This window comes from Streptomyces manipurensis, assembly GCF_049570255.1.
In the GTDB taxonomy this organism is placed as follows: Bacteria; Actinomycetota; Actinomycetes; order Streptomycetales; family Streptomycetaceae; genus Streptomyces; species Streptomyces manipurensis.
Map to the genome: position 1 here is coordinate 7,532,662 of NZ_CP186950.1, position 21,820 is coordinate 7,554,481.

The 21,820-nt window shown below is 72.8% G+C and carries 24 protein-coding genes and 1 pseudogene; 10 read left to right on the forward strand and 15 right to left on the reverse strand.

Going from position 1 to position 21,820, the window contains the following annotated elements:
• Positions 1–6: 6 nt before the first annotated feature.
• The gene (locus ACPU2J_RS34335) at positions 7–711 is read right to left on the reverse strand and encodes a response regulator transcription factor (protein ID WP_420078161.1); all 705 of its coding nucleotides are present in this window, start codon (positions 709–711) and stop codon (positions 7–9) included.
• Positions 712–780: 69 nt separating this feature from the next.
• On the reverse strand, positions 781–2,196 hold the full coding sequence (locus tag ACPU2J_RS34340) for an MFS transporter (protein ID WP_420078160.1): 1,416 nt from the start codon (positions 2,194–2,196) through the stop codon (positions 781–783).
• A 296-nt stretch (positions 2,197–2,492) separates the two neighbouring features.
• On the opposite strand from ACPU2J_RS34340, the gene ACPU2J_RS34345 reads away from it, so the two are divergent.
• Positions 2,493–3,848, forward strand: a complete 1,356-nt coding sequence (locus tag ACPU2J_RS34345) for a phytase (protein WP_423834816.1) — start codon at positions 2,493–2,495, stop codon at positions 3,846–3,848.
• Between the two features lie 49 nt (positions 3,849–3,897).
• On the opposite strand, the gene katG is transcribed toward ACPU2J_RS34345, so the two are convergent.
• Positions 3,898–6,129: a catalase/peroxidase HPI gene (katG, locus tag ACPU2J_RS34350; protein ID WP_423834817.1), complete on the reverse strand. Its 2,232-nt coding sequence runs from the start codon at positions 6,127–6,129 to the stop codon at positions 3,898–3,900.
• 271 nt (positions 6,130–6,400) lie between these two features.
• Here katG and ACPU2J_RS34355 point away from each other — a divergent pair, with 271 nt between their 5' ends.
• From ACPU2J_RS34355 to ACPU2J_RS34365, 3 genes are all read left to right on the forward strand, one after another.
• Positions 6,401–6,811: a Fur family transcriptional regulator gene (locus tag ACPU2J_RS34355; RefSeq protein ID WP_423834818.1), complete on the forward strand. Its 411-nt coding sequence runs from the start codon at positions 6,401–6,403 to the stop codon at positions 6,809–6,811.
• Positions 6,812–6,990: 179 nt separating this feature from the next.
• Positions 6,991–7,362, forward strand: a complete 372-nt coding sequence (locus ACPU2J_RS34360) for an STAS domain-containing protein (protein ID WP_420078156.1) — start codon at positions 6,991–6,993, stop codon at positions 7,360–7,362.
• A 14-nt stretch (positions 7,363–7,376) separates the two neighbouring features.
• A complete protein-coding gene (locus ACPU2J_RS34365; RefSeq protein ID WP_423834819.1) occupies positions 7,377–7,823 on the forward strand; it encodes an ATP-binding protein in 447 nt (148 codons plus the stop codon).
• 59 nt (positions 7,824–7,882) lie between these two features.
• Here ACPU2J_RS34365 and ACPU2J_RS34370 read toward each other — a convergent pair whose 3' ends face one another.
• Positions 7,883–8,821, reverse strand: coding sequence for a SigB/SigF/SigG family RNA polymerase sigma factor (locus ACPU2J_RS34370; protein ID WP_423834820.1), 939 nt, complete (start codon positions 8,819–8,821; stop codon positions 7,883–7,885).
• Positions 8,822–9,089: 268 nt separating this feature from the next.
• Between ACPU2J_RS34370 and ACPU2J_RS34375 the strand changes: the two genes are divergently transcribed.
• The 4 genes from ACPU2J_RS34375 to ACPU2J_RS34390 all read left to right on the forward strand — a co-directional run bounded on the left by ACPU2J_RS34375 (position 9,090) and on the right by ACPU2J_RS34390 (position 12,548).
• On the forward strand, positions 9,090–9,581 hold the full coding sequence (locus tag ACPU2J_RS34375) for a DUF6328 family protein (protein WP_420078153.1): 492 nt from the start codon (positions 9,090–9,092) through the stop codon (positions 9,579–9,581).
• Positions 9,582–9,664: 83 nt separating this feature from the next.
• On the forward strand, positions 9,665–9,889 hold the full coding sequence (locus tag ACPU2J_RS34380; protein WP_365490343.1) for a DUF6480 family protein: 225 nt from the start codon (positions 9,665–9,667) through the stop codon (positions 9,887–9,889).
• Positions 9,890–10,056: 167 nt separating this feature from the next.
• Entirely contained in the window at positions 10,057–11,451 is a 1,395-nt protein-coding gene (locus ACPU2J_RS34385; RefSeq protein WP_423834821.1) for an AI-2E family transporter, read from the forward strand.
• A gap of 116 nt (positions 11,452–11,567) precedes the next feature.
• On the forward strand, positions 11,568–12,548 hold the full coding sequence (locus ACPU2J_RS34390) for a helix-turn-helix transcriptional regulator (protein ID WP_420078151.1): 981 nt from the start codon (positions 11,568–11,570) through the stop codon (positions 12,546–12,548).
• Between the two features lie 4 nt (positions 12,549–12,552).
• Here the strand turns inward: ACPU2J_RS34390 and ACPU2J_RS34395 are convergent, their stop codons facing one another.
• The 4 genes from ACPU2J_RS34395 to ACPU2J_RS34410 all read right to left on the reverse strand — a co-directional run bounded on the left by ACPU2J_RS34395 (position 12,553) and on the right by ACPU2J_RS34410 (position 14,993).
• Positions 12,553–12,939 (reverse strand): hypothetical protein, encoded by a 387-nt coding sequence (locus ACPU2J_RS34395; RefSeq protein ID WP_420078150.1) that lies wholly within the window; start codon positions 12,937–12,939, stop codon positions 12,553–12,555.
• Between the two features lie 98 nt (positions 12,940–13,037).
• A complete protein-coding gene (locus ACPU2J_RS34400) occupies positions 13,038–14,096 on the reverse strand; it encodes an iron-containing redox enzyme family protein (RefSeq protein ID WP_423834822.1) in 1,059 nt (352 codons plus the stop codon).
• Positions 14,093–14,320, reverse strand: a complete 228-nt coding sequence (locus tag ACPU2J_RS34405; RefSeq protein ID WP_361595749.1) for a CDGSH iron-sulfur domain-containing protein — start codon at positions 14,318–14,320, stop codon at positions 14,093–14,095. The genes ACPU2J_RS34400 and ACPU2J_RS34405 overlap by 4 nt, the downstream gene beginning before the upstream one ends.
• Positions 14,298–14,993 carry a HemK2/MTQ2 family protein methyltransferase gene (locus ACPU2J_RS34410; protein WP_423834823.1) on the reverse strand — a complete coding sequence of 232 codons (696 nt, stop codon included), beginning with the start codon at positions 14,991–14,993 and terminating at the stop codon, positions 14,298–14,300. Before ACPU2J_RS34410 ends, ACPU2J_RS34405 begins: the two co-directional genes overlap by 23 nt.
• A 231-nt stretch (positions 14,994–15,224) precedes the next feature.
• On the opposite strand from ACPU2J_RS34410, the gene ACPU2J_RS34415 reads away from it, so the two are divergent.
• Both ACPU2J_RS34415 and ACPU2J_RS34420 read left to right on the forward strand, forming a co-directional pair.
• Positions 15,225–15,887 carry an HAD family hydrolase gene (locus tag ACPU2J_RS34415; RefSeq protein WP_420078147.1) on the forward strand — a complete coding sequence of 221 codons (663 nt, stop codon included), beginning with the start codon at positions 15,225–15,227 and terminating at the stop codon, positions 15,885–15,887.
• Between the two features lie 1,101 nt (positions 15,888–16,988).
• Positions 16,989–17,954, forward strand: coding sequence for an LLM class F420-dependent oxidoreductase (locus tag ACPU2J_RS34420; protein ID WP_423834824.1), 966 nt, complete (start codon positions 16,989–16,991; stop codon positions 17,952–17,954).
• A gap of 612 nt (positions 17,955–18,566) precedes the next feature.
• Here ACPU2J_RS34420 and ACPU2J_RS34425 read toward each other — a convergent pair.
• From ACPU2J_RS34425 to ACPU2J_RS34455, 7 genes and pseudogenes are all read right to left on the reverse strand, one after another.
• Entirely contained in the window at positions 18,567–18,785 is a 219-nt protein-coding gene (locus ACPU2J_RS34425; RefSeq protein ID WP_420082535.1) for a hypothetical protein, read from the reverse strand.
• 119 nt (positions 18,786–18,904) lie between these two features.
• A pseudogene (locus ACPU2J_RS34430) lies at positions 18,905–19,015 on the reverse strand (hypothetical protein); the annotation flags it as partial.
• 99 nt (positions 19,016–19,114) lie between these two features.
• Positions 19,115–19,315 (reverse strand): hypothetical protein, encoded by a 201-nt coding sequence (locus tag ACPU2J_RS34435; protein ID WP_420078145.1) that lies wholly within the window; start codon positions 19,313–19,315, stop codon positions 19,115–19,117.
• Between the two features lie 99 nt (positions 19,316–19,414).
• On the reverse strand, positions 19,415–20,038 hold the full coding sequence (locus tag ACPU2J_RS34440; protein WP_399313592.1) for a flavodoxin family protein: 624 nt from the start codon (positions 20,036–20,038) through the stop codon (positions 19,415–19,417).
• 107 nt (positions 20,039–20,145) lie between these two features.
• Positions 20,146–20,547: a cofilin family protein gene (locus tag ACPU2J_RS34445; protein ID WP_423834825.1), complete on the reverse strand. Its 402-nt coding sequence runs from the start codon at positions 20,545–20,547 to the stop codon at positions 20,146–20,148.
• 313 nt (positions 20,548–20,860) lie between these two features.
• Positions 20,861–21,211 carry an ATP-binding protein gene (locus tag ACPU2J_RS34450; protein ID WP_420078143.1) on the reverse strand — a complete coding sequence of 117 codons (351 nt, stop codon included), beginning with the start codon at positions 21,209–21,211 and terminating at the stop codon, positions 20,861–20,863.
• An 85-nt stretch (positions 21,212–21,296) separates the two neighbouring features.
• The gene (locus ACPU2J_RS34455) at positions 21,297–21,614 is read right to left on the reverse strand and encodes an STAS domain-containing protein (RefSeq protein WP_423834826.1); all 318 of its coding nucleotides are present in this window, start codon (positions 21,612–21,614) and stop codon (positions 21,297–21,299) included.
• Positions 21,615–21,820 lie beyond the last annotated feature (206 nt).

Here is a 21,820-nt window from a genome sequence, read left to right on the forward strand (position 1 = left end):
GGCGCCTCACCGCTCGGTGCCGAGCTGGTAGCCGAATCCGCGGACGGTGCGCACCAGCCAGGAACGGCCGGTCTTGGCGCGGATGCCCGCCACGTGGACGTCGAGGGAGCGCGAGGCGGCGAAGAAGGCGTCGCCCCAGATCCGGTCCAGGATCTCGGCCCGCGGATGCACCTCGTCGGGGCGAGCCGCCAGGTGGGCGAGGACGTCGAACTCCCGCCGGGTCAGCCGTACTTCGGCTCCCGCCACGCACACCGTCCGGGCCGCCAGGTCCACTTCGGCGTCCCCGCGGCACACCGTCCGTACGGCAGCGGCGTCCGGCCCCGCCGGACCCGCTGGCCCGGGCCGCCCGGCCACGGCCCCGGGGGCCCGGCGGCGGACCGTGTCGATGCGCGCCATCAGCTCGGCCATCCGGAACGGCTTGACCACGTAGTCGTCGGCTCCCGCCCGCAGGCCCTGCACGACGTCGCGTTCCTCGCAGCGGGCCGTCACCACGATCAGCGGCGCCGCGCACACGCTCCGCAGCCGCCGCAGCAGCTCCATCCCGTCCAGATCGGGCAGCCCCAGGTCCAGCAGGACGAACTCGGCCTCGCGGGTGTGGCGCAACGCGTCCGCGGCGCGCGCCACCCGGCGCACGGTGTGTCCCCGCTGCGCGAGGGCGGTGCCCAGCGCGTGGGCCATGCGGTCGTCGTCCTCGACGAGCAGCGCGTGCACGGGAAGCCCCCCTCGGCGTCCGGGATCCGCGGCCCGCGCGAGCCGCGGCCCCAGGCTACCGCCGGCCGCTCAGCGCACCGTCTCGACCGGCTTCCCGGCCGGACCGGTGCCCTCGCCCGTGCCCCCGCCCCTGCCGGACGCCGCGGCCGCATCGGCGTCCGCCTCGGCGCGGCTGAGCGCCGCGTCACGGGTGTCGGGCATCAGCACGTAGGTCACCAGGGAGATCAGCGCGCATCCGGACACGTACCAGAAGAACATGGTCTCGTGACCACTGTTCTTGAACCACAGCGCCACGTACTCCGCCGTCCCGCCGAAGAGGGCGTTGGCGATGGCGTACGGCAGGGCCACGCCCAGGGCGCGGACCCGGGTCGGGAACAGTTCCGCCTTGACCGCCGCGTTGATCGAGGTGTAGCCGGTGATGATCACGAGGGCGAGCAGGGACAGCCCGAGCGCGGACCAGTACGACGACGCCGACCCGAGCGCGGTCATGATCGGGTAGGTGCCGACGGTGCAGCCGACCGCGAAGGTGATGAGCAGGGGACGGCGGCCGATCCGGTCGGACAGCATTCCGGCGAAGGGCTGGAGCACGGCGAAGAGGGCCAGGGCGGTGAAACTGACCAGGGTCGCGGTGGTCTTCTCCATGCCGGCGCTGCCGACCAGGTACTTGGTCAGGTACGTGGTGTACGTGTAGTACGCCACGGTTCCGCCGAGCGTCAGCGCCATCACCAGCCCGGCCTGGCGCCGGTACTGCCACAGGGCCCGCAGGGTGCCGCGCGCGCCGTCGTCGTGGGCGTCCTCGCCCGAGGACTGCTCCCGGAAGGCGTCGGTCTCCTGGAGCCGCCGCCGCAGCCAGAACACGACCACCGCGAACAACGCCCCGAGGAGGAAGGGGATCCGCCATCCCCAGCTCTCCAACTGTGCCGTGGTGAGCGTGTGTTGCAGGGTGATCAGGACGGCCAGGCCCAGGAGCTGGCCGCAGGTCATCGACACGTACTGGAAGGAGGACCCCAGACCGCGCCGGTTGCGGGCCGACGCCTCGGTGAGGTAAGTGGCGCTGGCCGCGTACTCGCCGCCGATGCTCATGCCCTGGAGGAGGCGGGCCAGGAGGAGCACGAGGGCGCCGAAGTAGCCGGCCTGTCCGTAGGTGGGGGCGACGGCGATCAGCAGCGCGGCCACCGACATCATGGTGACGGTGAGGGTGAGCGCGCTCTTGCGCCCGTGGCGGTCGGCCGCCCGGCCGAGGATCCAGCCGCCGACCGGGCGCATCAGGAAGCCGACGGCGAAGATCCCGGCGGTGTTCATCAGCTGGGTGGTCGGGTTGTCGCCGGGGAAGAAGGAGTCGGCGAAGTAGATCGCGAAGCTGGCGTAGACGAACCAGTCGTACCACTCGACCAGATTGCCGAGGGAGCCTCCGACCAGGGCCGTACGGCGCCTGCGGCGTTCCTCCCCGGATGTCGGGGCGGGCACGGCGACGGACGAGGGCATGGCGGCTCCAACGGGAAGTCCCCGAGGGGAAGGGGGAGAACGGCCCCGGACGCGGGGGAGTGCCCAGAGCATGCGGCCGCCGCCGGGGCCGTTCAAGCTCCGCCGCGCAGATCTAACGTTCCGCTAAGGAAGCGCGTCGGCCGGGGAGTTCACGACGTGGACATGTCCGCGTCACGTCCGCAACACGGCGGCCACCCGCGGGTGCCCCACCGTGGGGGCGGCCCGCCGCCGGACAGAAGCCGTACCCGGCTCCCCGGCCGGCGCCATCGAACACGACCCCGTGAGCAGGAGGCAGGATGAGCGTGACACCGGCGAGGCGGACACCGGCACGGCGGACCCCGGCGGTGGCCGTGGCGGCCGTCGTGGTGCTGGGGGTGGTCGCCGTCCCGGCGCACGCCCGTGCGGACCGCGGCACCCCGCCGCCCACGGCCCGGGTGGAGGCTGCCGTCGAGACCCCCTCCCTCTTCGACGACGAGGCGGGCGGCAACGCCAACGCGGACGACCCGGCGATCTGGCGCAATCCCGAGGACCCCGACCGCAGCCTGGTCATCGCCACCGCCAAGGAGGGCGGCCTGCGCGTCTACGACCTCGACGGACGCCAGGTGCAGTCCCTGCCCGCCCCGCCCCCGCCCCGCGAGGGCGACAAGCCCGGACGTTTCAACAACGTCGACCTGGTCACCGGCCTGCGCTTCCCCGACGGCCGCCACGACGTGGCCGTGGTCTCCGACCGCGGCAGCGACCGGCTGCGCGTCTACCGGATCGACGCCGGACGGCCCTCCGCACCCCTGGTCGACGTCACCGACCCGGCGGCGGCCCCGCTGGTGTTCTCCGCGGACCAGGACGAGGTCAACGACCAGCGCACCGCCTACGGCCTCGCCGCCTACACCGACCGCCGCACCGGGCGCTCGTACGCGGTGGCCAGCCGGCGCAACGGCACCGAACTCGCCCTGGCCGAACTCCGGCCCACCGCGCGCGGGAAGGTCGGCTACCGCACCGTCCGCACGACGAGCCTCCCCGCCGCCTTCACCCTGCCCGACGGGACCTCCTGGTCGCCGTGCGGTGAGCCGGGCGAACTGCCCCAGATCGAGGGGATGGTCGTCGACCCCGACACCGGAGACCTGTACGCGGGCCAGGAGGACGTCGGCATCTGGAAGCTCGGCGCGGACCTGCGCTCCCCGGCCCGGCTGATCGAGAAGGTCCGCTCCTACGGCGTGCCCGGCACCTACGACCCGCAGACCGAGGAGTGCACCGCGGGCGCGGACCCCGGATTCGGCGGCCGGCACGTCTCCGCCGACGTCGAGGGCCTGACCATCTGGCGCGACCCGAGGGACCCCCGGCGCGCCGGCTACCTGCTCGCCTCCAGCCAGGGCGACGACACCTTCGCGGTCTTCGACCGGCAGAAGGGCAACGCCCACGTCCGCGGCTTCCGCGTCGCGCCGGGCACGGGAGCCGGATCCCCCGACGGCTCGGAGGAGAGCGACGGCGCCGCCGTCACGAGCGCCCCGCTGGGCCGGAAGTTCCCCCAGGGGCTCCTCGTCGTCCAGGACGGTCACAACGGCCCGGCGACCCCCGGACCCGACGGGGAGCCCCGTACCGACACGAACTTCAAGTTCGTGGACCTGGGCGCCCTGCGGCGCGCGGCGGGGCTCTGAGGCGGCCGGTGTCCGGGCCGGCTCTCCCGAGCCGGCCCGGACACGGCGGTCACGCGAGGTCGAACCGGTCCAGGTTCATGACCTTGTCCCAGGCCGCGACGAAGTCCCGGGCGAACTTCTCCTTCGCGTCGTCGCTCGCGTAGACCTCCGCGATGGCCCGCAGCTCGGAGTTGGAACCGAAGACCAGGTCGGCGCGGGTACCGGTCCAGCGGACCTCGCCGGTGGCCGCGTCGCGCCCCTCGAAGGTGTTGGCGTCCCCGGAGGCCGCCGTCCAGACCGTCCCCAGGTCCAGCAGGTTGACGAAGAAGTCGTTCGTCAGCGACCCGGGGGTCGTGGTGAGGACGCCGTGCCGCGACTGCTGGTGGTTGGCGCCCAGCACCCGCAGACCGCCGACGAGGACCGTCAGCTCGGGCGCGCTCAGGTCGAGCAGGTTCGCCCGGTCCAGCAGCAGGTACTCGGCCGGGAGCCGGTTGCCCTTGCCGAGGTAGTTGCGGAACCCGTCGGCGGTCGGCTCCAGGGCGGCGAAGGACTCCACGTCCGTCTGCTCCTGCGAGGCGTCCGCACGGCCCGGCGTGAACGGCACCGTGATCGCGAACCCGGCGTCCTTCGCGGCCTGTTCGACGGCAGCGGCGCCACCGAGCACGACCAGGTCGGCGAGCGAGATCCGCTTGCCGTCCGTCCGGGACCCGTTGAACGACTCCTGGATGCCCGTCAGGGTGCGCAGCACGGCCGCCAGCTGGTCCGGCTCGTTGACCTCCCAGCCGCTCTGCGGCTGGAGCCGGATCCGGCCGCCGTTGGCGCCGCCGCGCTTGTCGCTCGAGCGGAAGGAGGAGGCCGACGCCCAGGCGGTGGAGACCAGCTGCGCCACCGACAGGTCCGAGGCCAGCACCCGCGCCTTGAGGTCGGCGACGTCGGCGTCGTCGACGAGCTCGTGGGTCACTGCGGGCAGCGGGTCCTGCCACAGCAGCTCCTCGGACGGGACCTCCGGGCCGAGGTAGCGCACGATCGGGCCCATGTCGCGGTGGGTCAGCTTGAACCAGGCGCGGGCGAAGGCGTCCGCGAAGGCCTGCGGGTCCGCCAGGAAGCGGCGCGAGATCTGCTCGTACGCCGGGTCGAAGCGCAGCGACAGGTCCGTTGTCAGCATCGTCGGGGCGTGCGTCTTCGACGGGTCGTGGGCGTCGGGGACGGTACCGGCGCCGCCGCCGTCCTTCGGCCGCCATTGGTGGGCGCCGGCCGGGCTCTTGAACTGCTCCCACTCGTAGCCGAAGAGGATCTCGAAGAAGCTGTTGTCCCAGGTGATGGGCGTGTTGGTCCAGATGCCCTCCAGACCGCTGGTGATCGTGTCACCGCCCTTGCCCGTGCCGAAGGAGTTCGCCCAGCCCAGCCCCTGCGCCTCGATCGGCGCGGCCTCGGGGTCGGCACCGACGCTCTCGGCCGGTCCGGCTCCGTGGGTCTTGCCGAAGGTGTGACCGCCCGCGATCAGGGCGACCGTCTCCTCGTCGTTCATCGCCATGCGGCGGAAGGTCTCGCGGATGTCGCGGGCCGCGGCGACCGGGTCCGGGTTCCCGTTCGGGCCCTCGGGGTTGACGTAGATCAGGCCCATCTGGACGGCGCCGAGCGGGTTCTCCAGCTCCCGGTCACCGGTGTACCGCTGGTCGTCGAGCCAGGTGGTCTCGGGGCCCCAGTACACGTCCTCGTCGGGCTCCCACACGTCGGCGCGGCCGCCGCCGAAGCCGAAGGTCTCGAAGCCCATGGTCTCCAGCGCGACGTTCCCGGCGAGGATCATCAGGTCGGCCCACGAGAGGTTCTGGCCGTACTTCTTCTTCACCGGCCACAGCAGGCGGCGGGCCTTGTCCAGGTTGCCGTTGTCCGGCCAGCTGTTGAGCGGGGCGAACCGCTGCTGTCCGGATCCGGCGCCGCCGCGGCCGTCGCTGATGCGGTAGGTGCCCGCGCTGTGCCAGGCCATCCGGACCATGAAGGGGCCGTAGTGGCCGAAGTCGGCCGGCCACCAGTCCTGGGAGGTGGTGAGCACCTCGGCGATGTCCCGCTTCACCGCGGGCAGGTCGAGGGTGCCGAAGGCCGCGGCGTAGTCGAACTCCTCGCCCAGCGGGTTGGAGACGGCCGGGTTCTTGGCGAGGATCTTCAGGTTCAGCCGTTCGGGCCACCATTGGCGGTTTCCGCCGCCCTGGGTCGGGTGCGCGGCGCGCTCGTGGGCGACCGGACAGCGGCCGGCGCCCTCCGGCGTCGCGTCCGTGACGATGGCGTCGTGGTTCTCAGACATGGGAATCCTTCCGTACCAGGCGGATCAAGGTGCTCATGAACTGAATGCGGCCGAGCGGGGCGGGGCACGGGACCCCGTGCGGGGCGCGGCTTCGTCGGACGCGTGCCGACGCCGGCGGGTCACCGTCCCGGACGGTCTTTGTTGTCAACGGATTCCGATCCTATGATGGACCCATTCCAAGTCAAGAAGCACACCAAGCCCGTATTCCATCGGAACCCGGATCCGACCGATAATCTCCGGGTCCCCGTCGAGCTTGATTGGGTGAGCCGATATGAGTGACCTGCTGGAGCGGCTGCGCGGACGCGGCTGGCGACTCACCTCCCAGCGGCGGGTCGTCGCGGAGGTCCTCGACGGCGACCACGTGCACCTCACCGCCGACGAGGTGCACGCCCGCGCGGTCCGGCGGCTGCCCGAGATCTCCAGGGCGACCGTCTACAACGCGCTGGGGGAGCTGGTCGCCCTCGGGGAGGTCGTGGAGGTCACCACCGACGGCCGGGCCAAGCGCTACGACCCGAACGCCCACCGCCCGCACCAGCACCTGGTGTGCTCCGGCTGCGGGCTCATCCGCGACGTCCACCCCACCGGCGACCCGCTCACCGGCCTGCCGGACGGGGACCGCTTCGGCTTCACGGTCTCCGCGGTCGAGGTCACCTACCGCGGTCTGTGCCCGGACTGCGCCTGAGCCGGTCGGTCCCGCGCACGGCCTGATTGGCGATTGTGCGCCCGGGTAGGTGCCCCACATAACCGACCCGGATCCCCCGGACGGCCCGGAGGGCGCCACGCGCCCCCGGTCGCGGCACGGGGAGGGGCACAGCACGATGTCACTGCTCGGGCCGTCGCGTGTGGAAGGGGTGGTCCTCGATGACCTCGTCGGCGGAGGGTGATCGATTCGCCGTGGACGTGCGGCCGGCCGGAGACGGCGTCGTCGTCCTCGCGCTGGCCGGGGAGCTGGACCACGACACGGCCGAACCTCTGCGGGCGGCCTTGGCCGCGGCGATCGGGAGCGGCGTGCGCAGGCTCCTCGTCGACTTCACGCAGCTGAGCTTCTGCGATTCCACCGGGCTGAACGTGCTGCTGCACAGCAGGCTCGACGCCCAGGCGGCGGGCGGGACCATTGCGCTGGTCGGGCTGCGGCAGCCCGTCGCCCGCATGTTCCGGATCACGGGAGCCGACGCGATCTTCCCCGTGTACCCCGAAGTGGCACAGGCACTGGCGGAACCCCGGCACGCGTAGGGGAGGAGCACCTCATGGAGCGACGGTCGTCCGACCGGATCCGGAGCCTGCGGCTCGCGGGTACGACGGACGCCGTCACCCGGTGCCGGGACTTCACCCGGGACGCGCTGGTGGCCTGGCACTGGATGGCCACCGCCCGCGAGGAGTCCGAGGACGTCCTGCTGCTGGTCTCCGAGGTCGTGGCCAACGCCTGCCTGCACGCGGGCGGCCCGCACGCGCTCCTGCTGGACTGCACCGACGAACGGCTCCGCATCGAGGTCGCCGACAGCAGCCCGGAACCCCCGGCCCCGAGGTCCCGCCCGGATCCGGGCCGCCCCGGCGGCTACGGCCTGCTCATCGTGGAGCGGATCGCCCGGCGGTGGGGCTCGGTGCCGACGGCGGACGGCAAGTACGTCTGGGCGGAGATCGACACACCCCTGCGGTCCCCGGACCTCCGGGGACCGCAGCCGGTGGCGCCGTAGCGGGCGCCCGCCGTCATGACGGCGGGCGTCGGGTGGTGTTCGTACCGGCGGCGCGGCCCTCAGGCCGGGTGCTCGCCGTCCTGGACCCCGGTGCGGCCCTCGTCGCCGGGTCCCTCACCGAGGGGCTCGTCGCCGGGCTCCTCCTCCCGGTCCTCCAGCATTCCGGCCCGCAGTCCCGTCATGATCCGGCTCAGCAGCCGCGACACGTGCATCTGCGAGATGCCGAGGCGCTCGCCGATCTGCGACTGGGTGAGCTCCTCACCGAAGCGCAGCGACAGCACCAGCCGGTCCCGCTCGCCCAGGGCGTCGAGCAGCGGCTTCAGGGTCTCCAGGTCCTCGATGAGCTCGTAGGCCGCTTCCTCGGTGCCCAGCGACCGGGGCAGCACCCTGCCGTCCGCGTCCTCGCCCAGCGACGTGCTGAGGGACTCGGCCACATAGCAGTTCGCGGCCTGGCGGCCCTCGGCCAGCGCCTCGTCGCTGATCCCGAGGTGCTCCGCGAGCTCGTGGTCGGTGGGCCGCCGGCCCAGGCCCTGCTCCATGGCGTCGCAGGACTTGGCGATGTCCAGCCGCATCTCCTGGAGCCGCCGGGGGACCTTGACGGACCAGCTCGTGTCCCGGAAGAAGCGCTTCATCTCGCCGGTGATGGTCGGCACGGCGAACGTGGCGAACTCGACCCCCCGCTCGACGTCGTACCGGTTGATCGCCTTGATCAGGCCGATCGTGCCGACCTGCACGATGTCCTCGAAGGGTTCGCTGCGGCTGCGGAAGCGCCGGGCCGCGTACTTCACCAGGCTGAGGTTCAGCTCGACCAGCGTGTTGCGCACGTACGAGTACTCCGGCGTCCCCTCGGCCAGCGAGTCCAGGCGGCGGAAGAGCACGACGGACAGGGTCCGGGCGTCGTCGGTGCTCACGCCGAGCGGATTCTCGGGGATCTCGAAGGTGTCCACGGGGGACCCGGTGCGGACGGGGTCCTCGGCGTCGTGGGATGTGCGGGTCATGAGTGTCCTCCGACGGGTCGGGAAGCCGCGCTGGGCGCGGCAGGGCCGTCGTGGTTTCCCGAGGAGTCTTATACCCGCTCCGGCGGTCCTGACCCCTGAAGCCCGGAAGCTCAGGTTCCGCTCCTGTCGCCGGGCGGTACGGGTGGGGGCGGGTGCGTGGACTCCCGCGGAGCGGGTACCCGGGCGCGCGGGGATGCTGGGAGGACCACTCCGCCCGGCGCGACCAGGGGGCCAAGGGGGCCGCCGCCACGACCCGCAGGGAGCCGGCATGGCCGAGGAACAGGACACACACGGTGGACGCGGCGAGACCGAGAAGGAGCGCGCCGACCGGCAGTGGCAGGAACTCATCCAGGAGATCAGAGTCGCCCAGACGGGCGTGCAGATCCTCTTCGGCTTCCTGCTGACGGTGGCCTTCACGCCGCTCTTCCACCAGCTGCCGCAGACCGACCGGACGATCTACATCGTCACGATCGTGCTCGGCGCCCTGGCGACCGGGGCGCTCATAGGGCCGGTGGCCTTCCACCGGGTGGTCTCCGGCCGCCGGATCAAGCCCGAGGCCGTGGCGTGGGCCTCGCGGCTCACCTTCGTGGGCCTGATCCTGCTGCTCGCGACCTGCACCTCGGCGCTGTTCCTGGTGCTGCGGGTGGCGACCCACAACGCCCTGGTCCCGTGGCTGGTGGCCGCGGTGGTGGCCTGGTACGTGGCCTGTTGGTTCGGCCTGCCCTTGTGGGCGCGGGTGCGCTACACCGCCGAGAAGTAGGGATGGGAACGGGACGGGGCGGGTAGGCGCCGGGCAGCCCGGCCGGCCCGCCGACAGGGCGCACAGGGGGGCAGGAGGCCGACATGTCCGCAAGCATCCCCGACCCGCACGCACCCCGTATGCCCCGACCCGTCGGGGGAGTGCCGCCCGGCGAGACCCCGCCCGGTGAGTCGAGCACCGGCTCGGGCGCGGGTCCGTACCGCCCCCTCACCCGCGGGTGGGCCATGGCCCCCCTCGTGCTGATCTGCCTGGTGGCCCTGGCCTGTGCCCTCTTCTTCCTCGCCTACGCCGTCATGCTGAACGTATGAGGTCCGTCAGGCGGCAGCCGTCGGTGGACCGCCCCTTCCGGGCCGCCTCTCGCGCAGGCCGGACCGCGTCCGCCCGGTACCGCCGCCGGAACACCTCCACCGATCCGATCGTCTGACCACCCGTGCCGTGGGCAGACGGTCGACCGGGGGCGGAGGGAGGCCCGAGGATGTCCAGGATCCGTGACCTGCTCGGCCGGGCCAAGGGCGCCGCGACCGGGCTGGAGGAGCGGCGCGGACGGGCGCTAGCCCGCCACGACGCCGAGGAGGCGGCCGAACGGCAGCGGACGGCGAGCCGCTACCCCGCCCGGGCCCGGGACCGCGCCCCGGACCCGGCCCGCGCGGTGCCCTGGAGCATGCGGGTCGCGGCGGAGATCGCCTGGCGGTTCCTGGTCCTCGCCGCGGCCGTGTGGGTGCTGATGCGGGTGATCGGATCCGTCCGGCTCGTCGCGCTCGCGTTCATGGCCGGGCTGCTGATCACCGCGCTGCTGCAACCGACGGTCGCCCGGCTGCACCGCCGCGGGCTCCCGCAGGGGATCGCCACCCTCGTCACGGCACTCTGCGGGTTCGTCGCGCTCGGGCTCACCGGCTGGTTCGTCGTATGGCAGGTGCTCGACAACCTGGACAGCCTGTCCGCACGGCTCCAGGAAGGCGTCGCGGAGCTGAAGCGCTGGCTCCTCAACAGTCCGTTCCATGTGACCGAGCAGCAGATCAACGACGTGACGCAGCGCCTGAGCGATGCCATCGGCACCGGCGCCGGCGAGATCACCTCGACCGGTCTCCAGGGGGTGACCGTCCTGATCGAGGTCATCACCGGCATGCTCCTGGCGATGTTCATCACGCTCTTCCTGCTGTACGACGGCCGGCGCGTCTGGGAGTGGACGCTGCATCTGCTGCCGGTCGCGGTCCGGCCGCCCGTCGCGGGAGCCGGCATGCCGGCCTGGCGGACGCTCACCGCCTACATCCGCGGGACCCTGATCGTCGCCCTCATCGACGCGGTGTTCATCGGCATCGGCATCTACGTCCTCGGAGTCCCCCTGGCCGTACCCATCGCCGTGGTGATCTTCCTGGCCTCGTTCGTACCGCTGATCGGAGCCATCGCCTCCGGCGCGCTCGCCGTGATCGTCGCGCTGGTCACCCAGGGCGTCTTCACCGCGCTGATGACCCTGGGGGTGGTCCTGCTCGTCCAGCAGATCGAAGGGCACATCCTCCAGCCGTTCATCCTGGGCCGGGCGGTCCGCATCCATCCGCTGGCCGTGGCCCTGTCCGTCGCCACCGGCGGGCTCGTCGCCGGCATCGGCGGTGCGGTCGTCGCCGTCCCCCTGGTCGCCGTCGCGAACACGGTGATCACCCACCTCAGGTCCCATGCCGGCGAGTACGAAGGGCCGGACACCGGACCGGGATCCGGCCCGGACGCGTCGCCCGACCCGCACCCCGCGGCGGCGCCGACGGAACCCGGGGCACCCGTCACCGCCGGGCAGTCCGTGCCCGGCCGCCCGGCTGCCGAGGACGGACCCGCAGAGGGGGCCGACGCGCCGGGGCGGCGTCCCGACGCCGCGGAGTGAACCCCATGCCGTGTTCCGGCGTGCGGATACGCACTCCGGAGGCCCGCCCCGTCGATAGGCTGAAGACGCGTGGGTCCTCCGTGCCGCGCCCGTCGCACGAGAGGACGCCCGCCCCCGTGTCACAGCAGTCGCAGAGCACCACGCCGAGTCGGCACAGCAGCTTCCGGACCACCGAAGTCGACGTCGCCCGCGACTGGTTGAGGGCCTCGTACGGGACCAGCCTGCGCATGCGCAGCCCCGCGCCGCACAGCCCGTTCCGCTACGCGCGCACCAGTGTCGGCGCCCTGTCGCTGAGCACGCTGGCACTGCCCACCGACTACGCGTACGCCACGGATCCGCTCGGCGCCGTGGCCGTCACGCACGTCGTCGGCGGCCGGATGACCCGCGAGTGCAAGGACGACGTCACCACCGCCGGCCCGGGCGACCTCCTGGCGATCTCCCAGCCCCACCTCCCGTACGCGGGCCGGGTGTACGCCGCCGAGCTGCGGGCCGTGACCGTACCGCTCGCCCTGGTGAAGGAGCTCGCGGGACATCCGGCCGGGCACGAACCCCGCCCGCTGCGCTTCACCCGCTTCACACCGGTCTCCGCGGCCATGGCCGCCCACTGGAAGCGGACCGTCGACTATGCGGAGACGAGCGTCCTGGCCCTCCCGTCGGACGGCGCGCGGCTGGTGGTCGACGCGCTCGCGCGGCTCCTGGCGGCTACCCTCCTGACGGTCTTCCCCACCGACGCCCGCCCCGAGCCGGTCCTCGCCGACACCCGTGACGCGACCTCCGAAACCGTGCGCAGGGCCGCCGCGTTCATCGAGTCGCACCCCCTGGCGGAGATCGGACTCGCCGACATGGCCGCGGCCGCCGGCGTCACCCCCCGGGCCCTGCAGTACGCCTTCCGGCGCCACCTCGGCACCACCCCCACGGCCCATCTGCGGCGCGTACGCCTCGCACTGGCGCACGAGGAGCTGATCGCGGCGGATCCGGCCCGGGACACGGTCACCGCCGTGGCCCACCGCTGGGGCTTCCACCACCAGGGCCGGTTCGCCGCCGCCTACCGGGCGGCGTACGGGGTCCTGCCCCGGGACACGCTGGCCGGCCGCTGACGGATCAACCCGGTGCCGCCGGGGCCCCGTCGGCCACGGCGGGCCGGGCCCGGACCACGACGAGGCGGTCCCCGTGGGCGGCCGCGTCGAGGCCCGCGTCGCGCAGGATCACGGCGAGGGCGGTCTGGAGCACCCTGTGCAGACCGGACAGGGAGGTCAGCCGGGCGAGGTCCTCCTCGTGGCCGTGCACCTGCACGGTCGGCCGCAGGACCTCGCGGGCGAGCCACCCCACCATCACGCCTTCCGGCTCCTCCCACACCCGCAGGCCGTCCTCGTCCCACGACGACGTGTCGAACCCGGCGCGGTCCAGGATCCGCCGCACCCGCTCGCAGCCGTCCTCCGGAGCCCGCGGAGGGCCGGGGTTCCCCGTGTGCCCGGTGGTGGTGTGCATGGACCCACTCCAGCGCCCCGCGCCACGGCGGGAAAGCCGCTGCGCGAACTCTTCCGGGCCGGCAGCCGCAGAACGAAACCGGCCGGACCGGCACTTCCTCAGCTCGGGCGGGCGGGGCCGCCGGAGGTGCCACCGCGGGCGTCGCCCTCCGGGCGGCGCAGCGCCGAGCGCCCCGCCCCCCAGGCGGTGAGGAGGTGCGTGCCCAGCCGGTCCTCCAGCAGGCCGGTCGCGGCGCAGCCGAAGGCGACGTCGGGCTCCAGCCCGGGCTCCTCCGCGAGCAGACCGCCGACCACCTCGTGGCGGACCACCTGCTCGTGCACGGCGTCGGCCTCGACGTGTTCCGCGTAGAAGTGCTCCGCCGCCGGCCCGGCGCCGCACCGGCGCATGGCCGCGGCGAGACGGCGCGACCCCGGCGAGGAGGTGATCTCGACGCAGGCGAAGTGCCCCACCAGGGCCCCGCGCAGCGCGCGGTGCAGACCGAAGAGGGACATCAGGTTGACGGTTGCCAGCAGCACCGCGGGCGCCAGGTCCAGGTGGGCACCGTACGAGGTGTCCAGGCCCAGGTCGTCCAGGAGCGCGGCGAACAGCCCCGCGTGGATGCGCTCGGCCCGTCCCGCGCCGAACTCGTCGTACTCGACGGCCACCATGCCCGCCTTCGCGCGGCCGGTCAGCCGGGGGACGACCCAGAGGTGGGGGTCGGCCTCCTTCAGGTGGTAGAGCGAGCGCAGGGCCGCGTACTCGCGCAGCTGCCACAGCTCGCCGTCCGTCTCGAGGTGGCGGCTGACGCTGCCCGACAGGTCGACGGGCTCGACGAGGAGCGGCGCGAAGGCCTCGTCCACGGTGCGCGGCCCGTCCTCCAGGCCGGTCCGCAGGGCCCCGAGGAAGCGGTCCTCCAGCGCTCGGCGCAGCCGGAGCAGCTCCGGGTCCCATTCGCGGTCGTCGTCGACACCCGCGAAGCCCCGGTAGTGGAGCTCGTACAGCAGGTACAGGGCGAGCTGCAGGTCCTCGCCCCACGGGTCGGCGTCCGGGACCGCCGCAGGGTCGTGAGCGGGCGGCCGCCCGGTGCGCAGCGAACGGACCACGGCGGACGAGATGTCACCCCTTCCCCCGACCAGTGCCGGCGCGGAGCGGGCGGGAGCGGGAGCCGTCGCGTTCACGAGCCGTCTCCTTCCGCCGGGCCGCGGGACACCCGCCGGCGGTGGCTTGTGTCGCACCACGGGTAGGTCCGGCTGCGGCGGCAGGTGCACAGAGCGACGGCGAACCGGTCGGAGCGGGCCAGGGTGCCGTCCTCCAGCACGACCTCGACCGGCCCCTCCACCACCACCGGGCCCCCGCGTTCCATGTGGACCCGGCGCGCCCTAGGAGCAGGATCGTTCGGCACGGATGACCACCAGTCCTTCCCGGTCCTCACCGGCTCCCACGAGCCCCTGCTCCTCCAGCCAGGCCCGGCGGGAACGCAGTACGGGCCCCCAGGGCACGACGGCCCGCATCGTGACCCCGGCCGACAGCCCCGTCCGGCTCAGGTGGTCCACCGTCGTGCGGGAACCGCACAGGGCGGAGTGGACCATCAGCAGGACGCCACCGGGGCGCAGCAGGGTCGCGGCCCGCGCGCAGATCCGGTCGATGACGCGACGTCCGGCGTCCCCGCCCTCCCAGGCGCGTCCGGGCCCGTGACCGGGCGGCTCGGCCGCGGGGGAGGGGACGTACGGCGGGTTGGCCACGACGACGTCGAAGCGCCGCCCGGGGCTCACGGCGGCGAAGTCGCCGTGCAGGACGTGCAGGGGCAGGCCGAGCCGGATGCCGTTCAGGCGGGCCGCCGCGACCGCCCTCCAGGAGACGTCGACCGCGGTGACACGGGCGCCCCTGGAGGCGGCGAGGAGCGCGAGGACGCCGGACCCGGTGCCGATGTCCATGACCTCCGTGTCCGGGCCGACGCGCTCGCCCGCGAGGGCCCGCGCGAGCAGCCCGGTGTCGGCCTGCGGGCGGTACACGCCGGGCGGGACGTACAGGCGGGCCGGTGGGGCCGCCACTGCCGCCATGAGTGCGGACGCCATGGATGACCTCCCTGGGTCGGCCGTGCGCTGCCGGTGCGGGCGGGCACGGTGTGGCTGATGGTCCGCTGACGCGGCTACCCGCACACCGGCGCGCTACCCACGGCCGTCCTGTCGTGCTGCCCGTGAGGGCCGCGCGCGGTCCGCGGGCGGCGCACCCGGCACGCGTGTCCCGACGGACAGCGGGTAGACGCCGCTGGTGCGGATCCCATGCCGACGGAGGCGGAGGCGGAGATGAACCGAGCAGCCCTCTTCGATGTGGACGGCACCCTCGCCGACACCAACCACCTGCACGTCACGTGCTGGTGGGAGGCGCTCCGGCAGGCCGGACACACCGTGGCCATGCACGACATCCACCGCGCCATCGGGCTGCCCGGCGGGGACCTGCTGCGCCACCTCCTCGGCGACGACCACGACACGGGACGGGACGAGTCCCTCAGCGCGGCGCACGCCACCCTGTACGCCACATACTTTGACCGGCTGCCCGCCCTGGACCGGGCCGGCGACCTGTTGCGTGCGCTCGACGGGCGTGGCTGGCGGGTGGTCCTGGTGACCTCCGCGGGGAGCAGCGAGCTCGGCGCGTTGCGCAGGGCCGTGGCGGCCGACGACGCCATCACCGCGACCGCGAGCGCCGACGACGTCAGGGAGGGCAAACCCGCACCGGATCCGGTGTCCCACGCCCTCGGACTCGCCGACGCGAACGCCCACGAGGCCGTCTTCGTCGGCGACACGGTCTGGGACATGGAAGCCGCCACCCGCGCCGGCGTCACGGCGGTGGGCCTGCTCAGCGGCGGGATCCCGCGCCATGACCTGGAGGACGCCGGCGCCTGCGCCGTCTACCTGCACCCGGCGGATCTCCTCCGCAACCTCGACGACAGTCCCTTCGCCGGGGCCTAGGGGGTACGTGCCGCTCCCGGGGCGGGGCAGGCGCGCCGGTCGAGGGCACTGCGGCCGCGCCGCACCGGTGAACGGACCTGCCCGCGTCCCGCGCGCAGCCGCCCGGCCCGAGGAGCGACGACGGTGTGCCGCGGCCCACGCCTGGCACCAGGGGCCGTTCACCGAGGCGGGTACAGACGGCAACCTGTCTGCTGTTTCTCCCCCACGGACGGGGGGCAGGCGCAGGTCAGGCGGTCGCCCGACGGGACGGCCCGTCGCCGCCCGGGCCCGATTTCCGAGGGGAGCCGGTGTCATGCATTCCGGCGAACGACGGGCACCCCTGGCCGAGCGAACGATCAGCCGGCCGACCACGCGGAACGGACGGCCGTACGATCGGCTCCACCGGGCGCGGTGGCTCCCGTGAAGGTCGTGGTCACCGGAGCCACCGGCAACGCGGGGACAAGCGTCGTCCACGCCCTTGCGGCGCACCCGCGGGTGAAGGATGTCCTCGGTATCGCCCGTCGCCTGCCCGCCCCGGGCTCATCCCGGCGCTGCCGGCCATCACGGGACTCCGCTTCCAGGCCCTGCACACCGACGACGCTGCCGCGGCCTACCTGGCCGCGGTACTACGCGCCGTACGCGGACCCTTCAACCGGGTCGCCGACCCGGTGCTGGACATCCAGGCCGTAGCCCGACTGCTCGATGCGCGGAACGTTCCGAGGCCCCCCGGAGCGGCACGTGCCGCCCTGGCCGCAGCATGGCGCCTGCACGTGGCCCCCGCCGACCCGGGGCTGCTGGACGCGGTGTTGCGACTGCCGCTCCTTGATGCCGGACGTGCCCGCGACGAGACGGCCTGTATCCCCTCACACACGGCCACGGACGCGGTCGGCGCCTTCCTCGAAGGCCTCCACCGCGGGGCCGGACTCGAAACCCCGCCGCTCGCAGCGGCAGCGGCCGAAGGAGCAGGACGGTAGCGACCGAAACCGGTCGGAAGGAAAGGAGGCTCGCGATGTCCCGAGGAGAACCCCTTGCTCGGCGGGTGCCTCGGCGGCTCCCAGGAAGTGGCACCTCGGCCTCGCCCCGTGAGCGTTTCCCGACGCCCGCAGCGGTAAGACGCAGGACATGGTGCGCATCGGGTACACGATGATGACCGAGCAGGCCGGACCCCGCGAACTGGTCGGCCACCTGGTGGCGGCCGAACGGGCGGGCTTCGACTTCTCCGTCACTTCCGACCACTCTTTCCCCTGGTTGGAGGCCCAAGGGCACTCCCCCTACGCCTGGAGTGTCCTGGGCGCCGCCGCGCAAGCGACCTCCCGTATCCCCCTCATGACCTACGTGACCTGCCCGACCTTCCGCTACCACCCCGCGGTCGTCGCACAGAAGGCGGCCACGATGCAGCTGCTGTCCGGAGGGCGCTTCCGGCTCGGCCTGGGATCGGGCGAGAACCTCAACGAGCATGTCGTCGGGGCGGGCTGGCCGGCCGCCCACGTCCGCCTGGAGATGCTCGAAGAGGCCGTGGACATCATCCGCTCCCTGTTCGGGGGAGGGTACGTCAGCCACCACGGCACCCACTTCGACGTCGAGAACGCCAGACTCTGGGACCTTCCCGACGACCCGCCCCCGATCGGCATCGCCGCCTCCGGCGACCGGTCCTGCGCGATCGCGGGCACCCGCGGGGACCTCCTGATCGCCACCGAGCCGAAGCGGGAGCTGCTGAGCGCGTTCGACGCTCACGGAGGTGCGGGCAAACCGCGTGTGGGCCAGCTACCGGTCTCCTACGACCCTGACCACGATGCTGCCGTGGCCCGGGCGCATGAGCAGTTCCGGTGGGCGCTCGGCGGATGGAAGGTCAACGCCGAACTACCAGGCCCGGCCTCCTTCACCCAAGCGGCGCAGCACACCAGGCCCCAGGACGTCGCCGACGCCATCCCCTGCGGCGACGACGTGGATACCTTCGTCGATGCCGTACGCCCTTATGTGGAGGCCGGATTCGACGAGATCGCCCTGGTCCAGATAGGCGGCGACCAGCAGGACTCGTTCCTGGCCTGGTCGGAGACGAAGCTGCTGCCCGTGTTGCGAAAGCTGTGAAGCAGACCTCCCGCGGCCCCCGGCCGGGCCGGAACCCTGCACCCCTCCGCCAACGGCCCGTCGGGTGGCGGTGGCGCCGACCGCCCGGACCCTGGCGGTGTCGCCGCCGACCGTCGTCGGGCCGTCGGCTCGGTCACCTGCAGTATCCGGTGTGGAGGAAGTCCCGGTGTCCCGGTGTCCCGGTGTCCCGGTGCCCCGAGGTCCAGCGGGATGGCGATGTGGCTCGGCAGTGCGGTGAAGAGGGCGTTCGGCAGGATGAACTCGCGTCCGGTGTACCGCTCCCGCACACTCTGCCGGTCGGCGGGCCGGCACACGAACGGGTTGGCGTACGTGTTGTGGCCCAGCCCCACACCGGTGTGAGGAACCCGGCGTCCTGGCACTGGAACAGGGCGCCCCGCAGTGCGGAGGCGTCCCGGTCGCCCCGGTAGCGCGTCTGGAAGTGCGCGAAGCACGCCGAGGAGTCGGCGCCGTCGTACGGGCCGGCCGCCTGACCACCAGCGCGTGCAGGATGCCGGCTCGTGCCGCGAACGGACTTCACAGCAGCCCGTGCACCGGGCTGCGCGGTGATGCAGGCGCCCGGCGGCGGGAGCAGAAGGACCAGCCCGGGGGAAGTCATCGTCGGCGGTGTTGCCTGCCGGCCCGCGAGGCCAGAGCCGCCGGCGCCGTGGCGCCCACGACCCACGTACGGCGCCGCGTCAGGACGGCCACGATCGGGGGGACGCCGTTGCCGGCCTCGTGGGGCGTGTCGTCCGCTCCGAGGAGCCGGTCGGCGATGATCGCGGTCTTCCGGCGTGTCGACTGTCGGAGTTCACTCGTGCTTCCGTTGGCCACGGTTTCCGTCTTCCTTCCTCGTGCATGCGTCGAATGTCGAAGTCATCCGCCGACGCCACATGCCCGGACAGAACCCCCATGCTCCCCAGCAGCCGCGGCTTGATGTGCTCCGGCCGCAGCGGCTCGGTGAGCAACAGGTTGTCCTGCAAGAAGATCAGGGCTGCCGCGACATAGTCGGCCGCCCGTCCGTAAGGGGCCCGCTGGGACTGCGCAGACACGGTCACGGTCACGACCGCCTCCGGGGAGGTCGGGGATGCGCTCTGCCGCGCCTGCCCAGGTCCTCCCCGCTCAACCCGGCGCTGCCGAGCGGCGTCGATCCGTTCGACGGATCAGGGCTTCTGCGTATTCGAGTTCTTCGCCTTCGCCGCGCGGGTCTGCGCCTGCCGGCCGGTGGTGCGCGGGCCGGCAGCTCCGGCCTTCCCGGTGCGGGGAACGACCGCCTCCTCGGCTTGTCGGCGCGCCTCGGTGTCTCCGCTTTCGCCGGGGGCCTGCGACGGCGTGGTACGTCGATGTCCGTGCTTCTTGGTCATGCTGTCCTCCTGCATCGGGGGATCCGGGCCGAGCCCCGGATCCGGATGTCCGAACCGCGCTGCGGCGCGGCCCCGTTCCGTCGGCGCGCTGTTCGCTGTTCAGGTCGACGGGTAGACGCTGCGCTTGAGGCGTCGGGCAAGGTGCGCGGTGTTGGCGGCGAGCGTCCGGGTGGTTGCGGCGGTCTTCTCGGGGGTCTTGTCGAGGTCCTGGTAGTCGGTGCCGTGCATCGCCTCGCCGACCCAGTAGGTGACGGCGTTCGGCGCCAGGGAGAAACCGACGTCGTTGAGGCCCTGGAACAGATCGGCGCTGACCTTGTGCGCACCGTCCTCGTTGCCCACGACGCAGACGGCGGCCACCTTGCCGTACGTGAGCAGCCGCCCTTCGTCGTCGGTCTCGCCGATCTCCGCATTGAGACGTTCCAGGACGCGCTGGCAGATGCTGGAGGGGTGGCCGAGCCAGATCGGCGTCGCGAGGATCAGGATGTCCGTTCCCAGGATGGTCTCCCGAATGTCCGGCCACGCGTCACCCTCACCCAGATCGGTCTTCACCCCCGACTTCACGTCGTGGTCTGCGATTCGGACGGTCTTGCCCGTCACGCCGTGCTCGGCCAGGGCTTCCAGGGTCTGCTGGGCCAGGAGCTCGGAACTGGAGGGGGCGGGGGACGGGGACAGCGTGCAGATCAGTGCGACGGCACGCAAAGGGGTGTTCTCAGTGGCATCCATGCCGTGCGCCTACCCGGGGTTCCGGTTCCAACCCGGGGCTGTCGCATCAGATCCGTGGAAGTCGGGACAACATCCCTCCGGCCACCGGCGCAGCGCGATCGGCCCGGTCAGCCGGCGAGCGCCACGAGCCGTCGGTACTCGAGCTGGCTCGCCCGACGAGCGGTGAGATGCACGTGAACGTCGCCCAGATACTCCTGCAGGGCTGCGAATCCGGCCGTGTACGTCTTCTCCTCCTCTTCGGCCGTCTGCGGTATCCACATGATCAGCAAGGGTTCGTTCCGACGGGAGCCGTCCGCCGTGGCGAAGCACAACGAGTGGAGGACCAGCCGCGGCTCGTCCGCGGGCAGGGCCCGCACCAGCTCGTCGTGCGTGAGGTTGCCCTCGAGGTCCGGGAGCAGGGCGTCCGGGGACTCGCCGTAGCGCAGGACCACGGTGTTGATCTCCCGCCTTTCCCTCAGGTGGTGCAGGGCCGCGAGCGCGCCCTGCGAGAGGACGATCGGGCTGCTCACAGGCATCTCACCTCACTGATGGACAGAGTGTGACCGGGAAGCCGGGACGTATGACGAGCGGCTGACCTGCATGTTTCCCCTGCCGAGAGTCCGGTCGGCGGAGCCGGAGGGGTGTCCGCTCCGACGGCAGGCGTCTAACTCGTCCGGCGGCCACCGAAACCGGTGCCCCGGTGTCCCACCGGCCGGCGTGCCGTGGAATCCCGGCGGCCACCGAAACCGGTGCCCCGGTGTCCCACCGGCCGGCGTGCCGTGGAATCCGAGCGGCCACGGGCGTTGGCGCTGTCCTTGACGGCGGCCGGGGCACGGGACTCCGTCATGCCCCGAGCGGGAGTGTGGGGAGGGTGGCGATCACCGTCTTGCCACCGCGGTGAAAGCGGATGAAGGTGCCGGGGGCGAGGGTCGTGACCAGGCGCCATCCGAAGCCACCGGGCATGCGCGGGGCCTGCGGTCGCAGGCGAGGGGAACGCGTCGAGCGGTCGGACACCGCGACGGTGAGGCGGCCGTCGCGGCAGGAGACGTCGAAGCCGGTGACGCCGCCCGCGTGGCGGCGGGCATTGGAGACGAGCTCGGTGACCACCAGCAGCACCCTCTCGGCCAGATCCGGCGACGCGTCGACTTCGGCCAGGACGCGGAGAGCAGCCTCTCTGGCCTGCGCACAGCTCAACGGGTCCGGAAGACACTGCGCACCCCAGCGTGATCTCATGTGGTGCGGTTGCCCGCTGTGCGGCGGGTGACTCCCGTTGTGCGGGTCAGCGGGCACGGCCGGTGCTGTCGTGGATCTCGAACAGGGGCAGCGCCCCCGTCATCTCCATCACCCTGTGCAGCTGCTTCGGCAGGGGTCCGCGAAGAGTCAGCGGGCGACTGTTCCGCAGGCGGATCAGGGCGTTGAGGAAGCTCGAATCCGCGAAGGTCACCTCCGTGACGTCGACGATCAGACACTCCGCCGGAGCGGCTTCAGCGCAGGCCTTCAGCAGCAGCCCGGTGGTGTCCAGATCGAACTCACCGGAGCAGCAGACCAGCCGCACGCCGGACGCCTCGGCCCCGACTGTCACCTTGGGGGCGATCACGTTGTCTCCACGTTGTCTCCCGGAAACACGAGTGGATGGCTCATCGTGACCGTACGGGAAGGCGTGCAGCCTGCGACAGCCGGGAAACGAAGATCACGTGTTCGTTGTACGCGGCGTCCGCCACGGCCCGCCCACCCCAGGAAGCGCGCGGCGCCGCGGGCAGCGGCCAGGGCTGCCCGGGCAGGGCACAGCACCCGGCCCGTAGC